The sequence below is a fragment of the Burkholderia sp. D-99 genome (assembly GCF_011605345.1).
Taxonomy (GTDB): Bacteria; Pseudomonadota; Gammaproteobacteria; order Burkholderiales; family Burkholderiaceae; genus Burkholderia.
In genome coordinates, this window is record NZ_JAAOXM010000004.1 from 468,252 (window position 1) to 480,416 (window position 12,165).

Sequence of the window (12,165 nt, forward strand, 5' to 3'; positions counted from 1 at the left end):
GTCGCCCATGACGAACACCGCCGCGCGCGACGACACGCTCGCGCCTCGCCACCCCGCTTCGCCGCGCGCCGGCCGGCGTGATCCGCTTCGCCGGTGGCGAATCGCGGGCCTCGCGCTGCCGTTCGCGGTGCTCGCGTTGCTGGAGGTCGTCGTGCGGCAGGGTTGGCTACCTGACCATCTCGTTCCGGCGCCCAGCGAGATTCTCGACACGCTCGCCCGGATGGGCATCACGCGCGTGGCGCGCCATGTCGGCGCGAGTACGCTGCGGGTCGCGGCGGGTTTTGCGGCCGGCGCCGCACTCGCGCTCGTCGTCGGCGCGGCGATGGGCCTGAGCCGCCGGATCGACGCGCTGCTCGAACCGACGTTCCAGGCGCTGCGCGCGATTCCGTCGCTCGCGTGGGTGCCGGTGTTGCTGCTGTGGCTCGGCATCGATGAAGCGCCGAAGATCACGCTCATTGCCATTGGCGCATTCTTCCCGGTGCACCTCGCGGTGGTCGCCGGCATTCGCGACGTCGACCGCAAGCTCGTCGAGCTTGGCGCGGTGTACCGGCTCGGTCCGCTCGCGCTGTTCCGGCGAATCCTGCTGCCGGCCGCGCTGCCGCAAATCGTCACCGGCTTGCGTACCGGCCTCAGTCTCGCGTGGATGTTCATGGTCGCCGCGGAGTTGATCGCGGCCACGCGCGGCCTCGGCTTCCTGTTGAGCGACGGCCGCGAAACCGGGCGGCCCGATCTCGTGTTCGGTGCGATCCTGCTGCTGGCCTTGCTCGGCAAGCTGACCGACGGCGCAATGGCGCGCATCGAGTCACACTGGCTCGGCTGGCGCGACGCATTCGATCACGCGCCACGCAAGGTGTCGGAATGAGCAGACATCCTTCCGCACACACCGCAGCGGACACGGCAACCCCGCTGCTCGACCTGCGAATCACCCGCAAGCTATACGGCGATCGCACGATCCTCGCCGACGTCCCGCTGCAGGTCACGCGCGGCGAGATCGTCTGCGTGGTCGGCCCGAGCGGTTGCGGGAAGAGCACGCTGCTGCGGATCGTCGCCGGCCTCGACACGGATTTCCGCGGCAGCGTGAAGCTGGGAGGCATCGCGCTCGACGGCCCCTCCCCGCGCGTCGGCGTGATCTTTCAGGAGCCGCGACTGCTGCCGTGGCTCTCGATCGCGGACAACGTCGGCTTTGCGGCCGGCCCCCGAGGCGGGCGCGAGCCGGCCGTCGCCCGGCTGCTCGACGAAGTCGGCCTGGCCGGTGTCACCCGGCAACTGCCGGCCACGTTGTCGGGCGGGATGGCCCAGCGCGCCGCGATCGCGCGCGGGCTGTTCGGCGAGCCCGACCTGCTGCTGCTCGACGAACCGTTCAGCGCGGTCGATGCGATGACCCGGATGCGCTTGCAGACGCTGCTGCTCGATGTCGTCGACCGGCACCGGATGGCCGCGATCGTCGTCACGCACGATCTGGACGAAGCGCTGTACCTGGGCGATCGCGTGCTGATGCTCGCGCCCGACCCGGGCCGCGTCGACGACGAGATCCATGTCGAGGTCGCACGGCCGCGCGACCGGCGCGACCCGTCGCTGGCCGTGCTGCGCGCGCGGCTGCTGGACGCATTCCAGCACCTTCAGGATCGTGCCGACGGGGCGAGGCGTCAGTCGCGCGGCTATCAAGGTGCAGAATCCGGAATGCGCGCCGGCTGATTCGTCAGCGGCTGATTCATCGCCTGCCTATCCCGGCCGCGATCCGGCACGCGTTCAGCGCCGAGACTACACATCCGTCGTCGTGTCGTGCCAGTGCGACGAGCGTCTCCGTCGTATCGGGGCCCCAATAGGGTGCGCGGGGTATCGCGTGTGCCCGCTCGCGCCGCAGCGACACACAATGCTGCGACGCGCCGGTGCACGCGCGCACTTCAACCGTGCGTATGCCGCAATTCGCCGTCGATCGTCTGCGGCAATCTCAGCAGGTTGAAGATCGGGTACACGGCCTCGACCGCCTGATGCAGTTCACGAATCGTCTCCGGCGGCTCGGGCGAGACGATATCGAGCGTGTAGCGGAGGTTGTGCGGGAACACCGGCACATGCTCGAAGCCCGGCTGCTGCGCGAGCGGATGCTGGTCGCCGGTCACTTCGACTTCGATCGAATCGATCTTCAGGCCGCGCTCCGCGGCCTGGATCAGCGTGATGTGCGTCAGGCAGCTGCCCAGCACGCCGAGCTGCAGCTCCGGCGACGCCGGCCCGAGGTTGTAGCCCGCGGAATCGGGCGGACTGTCGCTGATCACCTGGAAATCGCGAATGCGGATCTCGCGCACGCCGCTGCGGCCCAGCGCACGCACGGTCGCTTTCAGCGGGGTCGCCTTGACATCCGGATCGTTGCGGGCCGCATCCTTTTTCGCGAGCCAGGCGTCGCGCTTCTGTTCGAGATAGTCGTTCAGTGTCGTCATGATCGCGCCGCCAGGGTCGCAATGATTGGCCTCGCATACGGCGGCCAATTGAGGGGAGTGGTCATGCTATTCCCTTCCGCTTCGGCCACTAAACGATCTTTCCAGCAAAGCAATTCGCGGCGCGTGATGTCACATTGCGACATGCGCGTTCCGGTACCGTCGGACTTCCTTCACGGTCCCCGACTTATCCACAATTTCCGTGCATAACCCTGTGGAGAACCTTGACGCAATCGCGCTGCCGCCCTTGCCGACAGGCGTCACCGCGCCGCTATCGCCGCCTCGCGGGCACTGCACGTTTACCGCTCTCACCGGATTCGGTGCTCGTCCGGATCTCGCGCCTCATCGGGCCGGCGCATGGGTCGCGTCGATATCGGCGGTCAGGATGCGCGCACCAGAAATGTGCCGCTTCGACGACGTCCGCACCACGTCGGACGCGGGCGCGGTCCGACGGTCCGGTGCCGGCCGCCCGCCTTGGTGCGTCACGCGAGCGCCTCGTCACGCAGACGGAACTGCGCGACCGCCGCACTCAGCCGCGCGCCTTGTTCGTCGAGCGACAGCGCCGCGGCCGCGGCCTCCTCGACCAGCGCGGCATTGCGCTGCATCGTCTGCTCGATCTGGATGACCGCGGCATTCACCTGCTCGATGCCCGACGATTGCTCTTCGAACGCGTTGCTCGTGTCGCTCATGATCGTATTGACGCGCTCGACCGCGGCGACGAGCTCGGCCATCGCCGAGCCGGCCAGGGCGACGAGACCGCTGCCGTCCTCGACGCGCTGCGCGGAATGGCCGATCAGCTCGCGGATTTCCTTCGCCGCCGACGCGCAGCGCTGCGCGAGTCCGCGCACTTCCGTCGCGACGACCGCGAAGCCGCGCCCTTGCTCGCCTGCGCGCGCGGCTTCGACGGCAGCGTTCAAGGCAAGGATGTTGGTCTGGAACGCGATGCTCTCGATCACGGCGACGATGCCGGAGATCTTCGCGGAGCTGTGCGATATCGCCGACATCGTCTCGACGACGCGCTGCATCGCCTCGCCGCCGCGCGACGCGATGCCAGCCGCGCCCTCGACGTAGGTGCGGGCATCGCGCGCGTTGTCCGCGTTCTGGCGCACGGCCGCCGTCAGTTGCTCGACGCTCGCCGCTGCCTGTTGCAGCGATACGGCCTGCTGCTCGGTGCGCGCCGACAAGTCGACGTTGCCGCTCGCGATCGTGCGGACGTCGCCGACGATCGTCTCCGTACTCGCGCGCACCTGGTGCACGGTGTCGACGAGGCCGTCCTGCATCCGCTTCAGCGCATGCAGCAGATAAGCCATCTCGTTCTCGCCGGGCACGACGACCGTGCCGGTCAGGTCGCCCTTCGAGATCTTTTCGAACTGGTCGACCGCGAGCCCGATCGGCTCGATGATCGCCTTCGCGAGCATGCGCTGCGCGAAGAAGCCGACGACGAGGGCGAACACCGCGACCGCGACCATCCCCCCCACGATCCGGTGGAAATGCACACTGGCCGTCTCGTAGCGCGCCTTTTCACGCGCAACCTGGAACGATTCGAGCGCATCGATCGCCTCCTGGTAGGCGGCGAACAGCGCGGGCGGCGCGGTGCGTTGCGTGTCGAGGAAGCCGAACGCGTCATCGCCGTCGAGTTGCGCGAGCGCCTTCAGGAACACGCCGTCGAGCAGGGCCCGACGGCGATTCTGCAGCGTATCGAAAAGTGCCTGCTCGTCGGCGTTGCGCGCGTGCAGGCGCGCGTAGGCGTCCAGTTCGTCATTGCTCTGCTTGAGGAGTGCGTGGACTTTCGCGACCTCTTCCCTGGCCGACCGGCCGGCGCTGATGACCTGCGCGACGTCGCTCATGCGTTCGCGCAGCACGAGCATGCGCTCGGAGCTGGTCTTCAGGTGCAGCAGCGACGCGGTGTCGTCGCGGTACATCGCCTCGAGCGAAGCGTTGCCCATATAGAGGGCCGCGATGCATGCGCCGACCACCAGCACGAGCAGCACGGTATAGCCGGCAATGGTCGCGACGAGACCACCACGGATAGTGAGTTGTTTTCGCATGACGTTCCCTTGCGCCGGCCGGGCGCGGCCAGCGGCGGATGTGGACTCCGGATCACGAAAGACGCGCGGCGCATCGCAACACGCGGCGCATGGGCTGCGAACGGGTTAACGGCGGGAGAAACGGGGAGGTTTTATCTGCAAGCGACGCGAATCTTGACGATTGCGACAGGTGTCGGTCTTGCGGCGGCGGGCGGCGGCAAGAACCGGAATTCGATCGGCGAGCGCAGCCTGCTCGGCGCGAACGCCGGCATCGGCATTTCCCTTGGCGACGAGTGCATTGTCGAGGCAGGGCTTTACGTCACCGCCGAAACGAAGGTGAAGATGCCGGATGGCAGCATCGTCGCGGCACGACAACTGTCCGGTCAGTCCGGCCTGCTATTTCGCCGGAACAGTCAAACCGACGCTGTCGAGGTCTTGCCAACCGATGCGTCGCGATGGGGCGGCCTGAACGCGAGCTTGCACAACAACGACTGAGGCCGAAGAAAAGCGATTCGAGAAGTGCTGTCCGCTCTCTCGCACCTTTTGATGCACCCGCCACACCAACCGCACCGGAATCCAGGGTCGACCGTTGCCGCCGCTACGTAACGGTAATCGTCCTCCCTGGCCTCGAGTGGGTCCACCCCGGTTTCCCCCAGTCCTGCGCATTTCGCAATCGGATGCCGCTGGCATGCAGCGTCGTTTGCCAGACGCCTTTCAATGGCGTGAGCCTGTCCACGACCCGCAACGCGATATCCCTCGACGCCAGTTCGCCCATCAGGTCATCCAGCACGTCGACCTGCGTGGGAACAACCGGCGTACGCGAGACATGCATCCCGACATCATCGATAGCCTCGAACGATTCGGCCGGCAGACGGTAGCGATAGATGCGGGCTGTCCTGACGCGGTCGAGCCACGCGCGCTCGATATGAGCGATCGCACGAAACGCCGTTCCGCCGAACCATGCGGCCCGATCCTCGATGCTCGTTGACGGCGTCGGCCAGACGACAATGCGCGGACACTCGCGGGGAAACAGGTACAGCAGTTCGTGCGCCTCGTCCGTCGACCATACCAGTGGCCCATTCAACCATTCCTGCCCGGCCGGGCGCTCAACCGCAACACGCACCGGCCTCGGATGAAATTCCGCGATGGTCGAATCGTCGCTGAAATGGAAGAGACGGCTTGTCATGTCGCGGCGGCCCACAAGAGAGACAACCCCGAACACAGCATGACCGCGTCCAGCACATGATGGAACGCATGCACGCTCATGCGCCGAACGACCGCCTTGCCGACGAAAGCCCCGATCATCACCGACGTGCCGATGATCAGCCCGCGAACGATGGACGGCAGCGGCAACGCGCCGAGCTGCTTGAACGTCACGATCTTGCTGACCATCAGGGCCAGCGAGCTGGCCGCCTCTGTCGACAGGAACGCGCCCTTTGCCAATCCGTACGCGGTGAAGGCCGGTACGCTCAGCGGCCCTGTTGAAAGCACGATCCCCGTCAGGAACCCGACGACTGCGCCCGCCAGCGCGAACTGCCATAACCGAATCCGGAACTGCCGCGCGTGGAGCCAGCGCCGCCCCGGGATCATCGCGAGGAAAAACACACCCAGCGCGACGTCCACCACCTGCGGCGGCAAGATCAGCAGCGTGCGCGCGCCCAGTGCCGCCGCCGGTACGCCCGGAACCGACCACGCGGCGAATGCGCGCCAGTCGATCTCGCGCCACCAGGACAACACCTTCGCGACGTTCGACATCAGCGCCGCAATCGCCATGATCGGCACGGCCTGCTGCGGGCCGAACTGGAACACGAGTACCGGCAGGAGCAGGATCGACGACCCCGCGCCGACGACACCGCTCAGCGCACCGGCAACGAGCCCGACCAGCAGCACGAAGAGGTAGGTCATGTCATTGACGTTTCATGCAGCACTGAAACGAAGTGGTCCCGATCACGGTGAAAATGGAGTGTCGAAATTTCTCTCCGAATATCATGGAAACCCGCAGCATCAGCCTTCCTGTTTTGTACTTCGGCACGCCTGTTGCCCTCGTTTCCAGCCTGAGTCCAGACGGAACCACGAATCTTAGCCCGATCTCATCCTATTGGGCACTGTCCGATACGTTACTGATCGGCCTGAGCGAAACAGGTCAATGCTGTCGCAATCTGAAACGATGCAGAGAGTTGGTACTCAATTTGCCGGATGCGTCGTTGTGGTCGAACGTCGAGGCCATCGCAGCAACTTCCGGGGCAGAAGCCATGCCTGACGCGAAGAGGAAAATGGGCTACAGGTTCGAACGCGACAAGTTCAAGCGCGCAGGCCTCACTGCGAAAGCGAGTGAATGTGTTGCTCCAATGCGAGCCGCTGAATGCCCGATCCAGATCGAAGCAGGTGTGGTTCGCGTTCATCCGATTGGCAAGGAAGCAGATGCTTTGATCGCCGTCGAGGTGCAGGCGCTGCGCATCCATGTCCATACCGAACTGCTTACCCTCTCGGATCGAATCCAACTCGATCGATGGCATCCGCTGTACTACGTCTTCCGCCAGTATTTCTCGCTTGGACAACATCTGGGGAAAAATTTCAGAGCATAGCTCAGCGTTGCCTCACCGAGATGCTCCTTGACTCTGAGGGGCGTCATGGATGGATCGCATACTTTCAATGCCATGCAGACGAGTTTGAATTCGGCTTGCACCTTCGCCAAACCACGCATGCTGAATTGCCTGAAGCGCAGGGTGCGCCTTAATTCAACCGTTGGGCGGTTCGACGATCCATTTACGTTTGCGATACCGTGCGTGTCGCGACACGCCTTCGACGCAAAAAACAAGACCTGGATCGAAGCGCCGCACTGAGCGGAAACTGATTGCGCGTGATGCCCGGTTTCCCTGGCAGGATCAGGCCGCCCGGCCTGTTTGCGACGTATTGCGGTCGCGTCGAGAGACTTCTGCATGGCCGTCAACGAGCAATACCGCGAAAACTGCATGGGCGGCGCATCTCGAGTGCGGCGAAAAAGAGCAAAGGCCCGGCATCGCGGCCAGGCCTTTGGGTTGAATGGCAAGTCTCGCGACCGAACGCCCGACAAACCGCGTTCGACTGCTCGCGGAAGGCGCGCGGGCTCCGGTCAGGCGTGCCCGTCAGCACGCTGCACGGCGCCGCCCCCGGGCGTCGTTGCGCCGGAGGTCGGTGACGTAAGCTTCTGGGCAACCAGCAACTCGAACAGTTGCAACAACGCATTCCCGCCGGTACCGGAACTGGTGATCAACGTGCTGGGGACGATCGGCAGCTTGGCCTCCCTGACGGCGTCGGCTACGCGCTCGAAAGCAGCAAGCGTCAAGCCATAATCGGCACCGCCGGCGGCCTCGAATCGTGCACGGGTGGCTTCCGCTTCACCTCGGCCAATGCTTGCCAGCCGTTCGCCTTCGCCCTGACCTTGCAGCTTCGCGGCTTCGGCGTTGGCCTGCGCGAGCGCCTTGATCTTCTCCGCTTCGCGGTTTGCGCGCCGCACCTCGGCCTGGCCGTTGTTTTCGGCGATTTCGATTTCGATGCTCGATTGAGTCAGGTGGCTTTGCTGCTGGGCTCGCGCCTGTTCTTCATTCAACTCGCGCAGCTTTGCAGCGGACAGCTTCTGATCTTCGTATGCCTTGACCTGTTCTTTCGCGATCTGGCTGGCCCGCATCTGTTCCAGGACAGGTTCGATACTGGACCCGGTCGGCGTACCGAGCACGACGTCGACCAGTTCGAGATCGTACTTCGCGAACTCGACGGTCAGATGCTCCTTCGCTTCGTTCTGAATCGTCATGCGGTCGTGCACGAGCGACGTCGCGGTCTTGCCTTGTGCGACGTTCTTGAAATATGAAGACACAAGTGGATCGAGCGTCTGATTCACCAGTTGATCCAGGTTGCCAAACCGTTGCACGACCGACGAGGCCTTCTGCGGATCAACGTGCAGGACGACGGACAGCGGCAGATCCGGTTCGAATGCATCGAGCGTAATCAAGCGGACCTCCTTCAGCCTCGCGTCCAGGTTGTGCTCGGATGTCTCGCCCTTTTGCCACAGCAGGATGGTATTGGTGGTCGGTACCAGCGTCACCTGTCCGGCGTAGGGGTTGAACGGATACTTGCCCGGCGGCAGCGAATTGCGACGCACCCCTTTCGCATCGTCACCGACGAGCCGGCCATGCTTCAGCGGCTTGTCGTTCACGTCGTCCGTGGCACCGGCCTGACCTGGCGTTTCACCCCTGCCGAAGTTGGACACGATGACGCCGACTTTCCCGACCGGAATCACGAGCTTGGAGATCAGTTCGACCGTCGCGAACATGCGGTTGATGTAGTACGAACCGTCGACCAGCACCTGGTACTGACGCCCCTTGAAGCCACCGGCACGGATAAATGCGTCGGGGGCCTGAAACGCGTGGTGAAACGTCCCGACGTTGCTGGAATCCGTGCCGACGGCGGGCTGCACCAGCTCGCCGCTGGGCGGGCCATCAAGCACCGTGACAATACCGATTTCATCACGGGCGCCGTCGATCACGACGGGATCGTAGCCGTTGATGTCGAGCAGGCTCTTGTGCGCCTCCGCGAGCATCGCGGTTTCTTCCTTGTCGAGGTTCAGCGCGTATACCTTGCTTTTCGTCAGAATCGCGAACTGTGCAAGGTTGATCGGGTGGACACCGCCGCGCAGGACGAGACGCTGCAGACCTTTCTGGCCTCCGGCCTCGAGAAATGCCCGCACGTCCTCGAACTGGTTGGCCGTCTCGTTGGACGCCAGTGCCTGGGAGGGCGGCAACTGTACGCCGCTTCGCGCAAATACATAGCCGAGTTCATTGTTCGGTACGACCGGAATTGGCTGGTGGTGGAGTCGATACGAATACGGCCTGAAAATGTGAATCCCGCCACGCAGCAGATCCGGTAGCAACCCGGCCTCTCCATTCAATGCGATGACGCCGCTGGTGAGCGAGCCCCTGGCGCTCCAGATTCGCTCGACGACAGCGGCATCCGAGTTCGACACGTACCGGACCACGCCAGCCGTGCGAACAACGATGGCGAGGACAAGGATCGGAATCAAGACAATCGCGGCGTGGGCCGCAAGATCTAAAATGTTCACGGCTTATGGTCTCAAGTGGGCAAGGAGCAAGTGATCGCAGCGCACGGCATCTCGTCAATTCACAACCTTTCAAAACCATCCCGCACGGCTTCGATTTCCGCGGCGTGAAACGCTTGTTCGGACGCGCGACCGCACTCGTAGCGTGCGGCAACCTCGACATCGTCGCGGGCAAAGAGAGGCCTGGCGAGATCGATTCCTACGGTAACAACGGACAGGTCTTCCGTCCAGATGGCGTTGATGAACGATTGTCACTGCATCATGGCATATTGATGCCGATTCGCGACTTCCGTCCCGGCCCCGGGACGGGGAAGTGCCTTTCATTACCTGAATCTCGCCGTGCACCGTCATGAATTCACGACAGCTTCGCCCGCCACCGGCGTCGGCCGGCGAAATGACATCCATGCTTCGCAAACCGGGAGCGCCCATGCACGGCCTGTGGAATGCGTACCCCATGCACTTGCGTCGTATCGTGCTGTTGATCCTGTGCGTGTCGTTTTCATTTCTTTCCGGATGCGCGGCGCTGCACCTATGCGGCCCCTTCGAGACTTACGAGGAAGGCATCGGAACGTACGTTGACTGGCAGCCCGATACGTTGGCGGCCCACCGCCTGGGGGTCGAGCAGGCGCGGGGCCAGTGTCGCTCGGCGCTGCAAGAGCAATGTGTCGCGAGCTATGTCGAAATCTGCCAGGATCGCTCGAACGAGCGTTTCAGGAACATGAGCCAGGCCGATGCCGATCGCGCCTGCGCCGCTGCCGCTCCCTATATCCGGGAGCCTGGCATGACGTGCGATCGGTTCGAGCAACGCGCCACCGCTGCCGGAACATGGACATCTTCCGAATTGCCCTGGGTAGACGCGTGCATGCGGTGTACCTATATACCCGACTATCAGCATCACAATCCTCTTGTCCCGCGACCCGACAACCGCATGTTCGAAGCGTGCATGGTCACCAAGGGGTTCAAGCTGGTCACGAAGACGAGGCGGGGAACATGCGAGCCGCGTGGAATCCTGAACGGCGTCCTCTGACATCAACAGGGCGTTAAAGATCTGTCGGCCTGACCGAAGGCCGGCAACTTGTCAAAGGCGAGGAACGGGAAACCGCCGCCGCGATCACGCTCCGTCCGGCGGATCGCGACATCGATCGCAATCCGAAGCACATCCAGATTCGCGAGCCCGATACGGGCATCATCGGGCGCGCGATCGACGGTCTCGATGCGGCCGTCATCAATTCGGACCGGGCGATCAAGACCGGCATCCGCATTCCGCAGGAACGCATCGCGCAGGAGAAGGTGGCCGGCAACCCGTATCGCAACGTGCTTGCCGTCAATGCGAAGGATGCGGACGCTCCTCCATGGTGCGCGCCCTCGTCGACAGCTATCAGCAACCGAACGTGGCGGCGAAGATCATCAGCATCTATCACGGCTAGGCACTGCCGGCATGGCAAGGGGCGCCGCAGCCGTGACCGTGACCGCGAACGGGGCGGCGCGGTGCGTCGCGCGAGGCGGCTCCGCGCCGAACCCGCTCACCGATCCGCCACGCGCGGGGGACGCCTGACGCGCGCCGGGCTTACGCGGCCCTGGCAAGCTCCGCATCGATCGCGGCGACGAGCTTCGGGTCGTCCGCGGCTGTGTCGGGCGAGAAGCGCGCGACCACTTCACCCGTCCGGCTCACGAGAAACTTCTCGAAGTTCCACAGCACGTCGGGCGCCGGATTCGGCTGAATGCCGTAGCCTTCGAGGCGGGCACGGAACGGGCCGTCGCCGGCCGCCTGCGGCTGCGCCTGTGTGAGCGAGCGATAGAGCGGATGCTTGTCGTCGCCGACCACGGAGATTTTCGAGAACAACGGAAACTTCACGCCGAAGGTCCCGGTGCAAAAGGATTGGATTTCGGCATCGGTGCCCGGTTCCTGGCCCTTGAAGTCGTTGGCGGGGAACGCCAGCACTTCGAGGCCGTCGGCGCGCTTGTCCTCGTAGAGCGTTTCGAGACCTTCGTATTGCGGCGTCAGCCCGCATTTGGACGCCACGTTCACCACCAGCAGCACTTTGCCTGCGTAGGACCGCAGCGTGGTTTGTGCACCGTCGATGGCGGTGACGGGAATATCGTAAATCGCGCTCATGTCTGCATCCTTCAATGGATTGAATCGACGGGTCAACTACCGGAATCGCCGTGTATCGCGTTCCTTCGGGAATCTCGCACGTCGTCAGCAAAGTCACCCGAGAGATCGCGCTGATGCGTAGCGATCTGCCATGTATTCCCCCACTTGTCTTTCACCATCGCCCGCCTGTCACCATACGGCATGTCGGCCGGGGCCTCGAGCGGAATCGCTTGAGCCGCGAGCGCCCGCCGATAGGTCAGATCGGCATCCTCGACATAGACATACAGAAACGCAGGCATCGGATCGCGCAGGCCGTCTTCGCCGCTGATCATCACGACGGAATCGCCGATCCGGATTTCCGCGGGCAACCCGGGACGGAACGCGCCCTGTGCGTGAAACACGGATCGCAAGAATTCGATCAGGTTTTCCGGATCCGGCACGACGATGCGGGGCGTGACGGTGTGCCATCCGTCGGGCTGAAATCCGGCCATGTCAGGGAGCCTCCGAAGCGATTTCCGC

General features: G+C 64.1%; 12 protein-coding genes and 2 pseudogenes. 6 read left to right on the top strand and 8 right to left on the bottom strand.

Annotated elements, in window-relative coordinates; all coding sequences use genetic code 11:
* Window positions 1-7 precede the first annotated feature (7 nt).
* Both HAV18_RS19305 and HAV18_RS19310 read left to right on the top strand, forming a co-directional pair.
* Entirely contained in the window at window positions 8-862 is an 855-nt protein-coding gene (locus HAV18_RS19305) for an ABC transporter permease (RefSeq protein WP_208102020.1), read from the top strand.
* A complete protein-coding gene (locus HAV18_RS19310) occupies window positions 859-1,695 on the top strand; it encodes an ABC transporter ATP-binding protein (RefSeq protein WP_166958596.1) in 837 nt (278 codons plus the stop codon). The genes HAV18_RS19305 and HAV18_RS19310 overlap by 4 nt, the downstream gene beginning before the upstream one ends.
* A 209-nt stretch (window positions 1,696-1,904) precedes the next feature.
* Here the strand turns inward: HAV18_RS19310 and HAV18_RS19315 are convergent, their stop codons facing one another.
* Both HAV18_RS19315 and HAV18_RS19320 read right to left on the bottom strand, forming a co-directional pair.
* Window positions 1,905-2,435, bottom strand: coding sequence for an OsmC family protein (locus tag HAV18_RS19315; protein ID WP_166958598.1), 531 nt, complete (start codon window positions 2,433-2,435; stop codon window positions 1,905-1,907).
* 479 nt (window positions 2,436-2,914) lie between these two features.
* Window positions 2,915-4,480 carry a methyl-accepting chemotaxis protein gene (locus tag HAV18_RS19320; RefSeq protein ID WP_166958600.1) on the bottom strand — a complete coding sequence of 522 codons (1,566 nt, stop codon included), beginning with the start codon at window positions 4,478-4,480 and terminating at the stop codon, window positions 2,915-2,917.
* On the opposite strand from HAV18_RS19320, the gene HAV18_RS40185 reads away from it, so the two are divergent.
* A complete protein-coding gene (locus HAV18_RS40185; protein WP_279573926.1) occupies window positions 4,469-4,954 on the top strand; it encodes a DapH/DapD/GlmU-related protein in 486 nt (161 codons plus the stop codon). The genes HAV18_RS19320 and HAV18_RS40185 overlap by 12 nt on opposite strands.
* 103 nt (window positions 4,955-5,057) lie before the next feature.
* Here HAV18_RS40185 and HAV18_RS19330 read toward each other — a convergent pair whose 3' ends face one another.
* Both HAV18_RS19330 and HAV18_RS19335 read right to left on the bottom strand, forming a co-directional pair.
* Entirely contained in the window at window positions 5,058-5,645 is a 588-nt protein-coding gene (locus HAV18_RS19330; protein ID WP_166958602.1) for a DUF6886 family protein, read from the bottom strand.
* Window positions 5,642-6,364 carry a sulfite exporter TauE/SafE family protein gene (locus tag HAV18_RS19335; protein WP_166958604.1) on the bottom strand — a complete coding sequence of 241 codons (723 nt, stop codon included), beginning with the start codon at window positions 6,362-6,364 and terminating at the stop codon, window positions 5,642-5,644. Before HAV18_RS19335 ends, HAV18_RS19330 begins: the two co-directional genes overlap by 4 nt.
* 83 nt (window positions 6,365-6,447) lie before the next feature.
* Here HAV18_RS19335 and HAV18_RS19340 point away from each other — a divergent pair, with 83 nt between their 5' ends.
* Entirely contained in the window at window positions 6,448-7,044 is a 597-nt protein-coding gene (locus HAV18_RS19340) for a flavin reductase family protein (RefSeq protein WP_208102021.1), read from the top strand.
* Window positions 7,045-7,103: 59 nt separating this feature from the next.
* Here the strand turns inward: HAV18_RS19340 and HAV18_RS19345 are convergent.
* Both HAV18_RS19345 and HAV18_RS40290 read right to left on the bottom strand, forming a co-directional pair.
* Window positions 7,104-7,245: pseudogene (locus tag HAV18_RS19345) on the bottom strand (transposase); the annotation flags it as partial.
* A 326-nt stretch (window positions 7,246-7,571) separates the two neighbouring features.
* Window positions 7,572-9,554, bottom strand: a complete 1,983-nt coding sequence (locus tag HAV18_RS40290; protein ID WP_166958606.1) for an SPFH domain-containing protein — start codon at window positions 9,552-9,554, stop codon at window positions 7,572-7,574.
* A gap of 424 nt (window positions 9,555-9,978) precedes the next feature.
* Here HAV18_RS40290 and HAV18_RS19355 point away from each other — a divergent pair, with 424 nt between their 5' ends.
* Both HAV18_RS19355 and HAV18_RS19360 read left to right on the top strand, forming a co-directional pair.
* A complete protein-coding gene (locus HAV18_RS19355; RefSeq protein ID WP_243771704.1) occupies window positions 9,979-10,578 on the top strand; it encodes a hypothetical protein in 600 nt (199 codons plus the stop codon).
* Window positions 10,579-10,673: 95 nt separating this feature from the next.
* Window positions 10,674-10,978, top strand: a pseudogene (locus HAV18_RS19360) (MetQ/NlpA family ABC transporter substrate-binding protein); the annotation flags it as partial.
* A 140-nt stretch (window positions 10,979-11,118) separates the two neighbouring features.
* Here the strand turns inward: HAV18_RS19360 and HAV18_RS19365 are convergent.
* Window positions 11,119-11,667 carry a glutathione peroxidase gene (locus HAV18_RS19365; RefSeq protein WP_166958608.1) on the bottom strand — a complete coding sequence of 183 codons (549 nt, stop codon included), beginning with the start codon at window positions 11,665-11,667 and terminating at the stop codon, window positions 11,119-11,121.
* Window positions 11,668-11,699: 32 nt separating this feature from the next.
* A complete protein-coding gene (locus HAV18_RS19370; protein WP_166958610.1) occupies window positions 11,700-12,137 on the bottom strand; it encodes a VOC family protein in 438 nt (145 codons plus the stop codon).
* Between the last annotated feature and the right edge of the window lie 28 nt (window positions 12,138-12,165).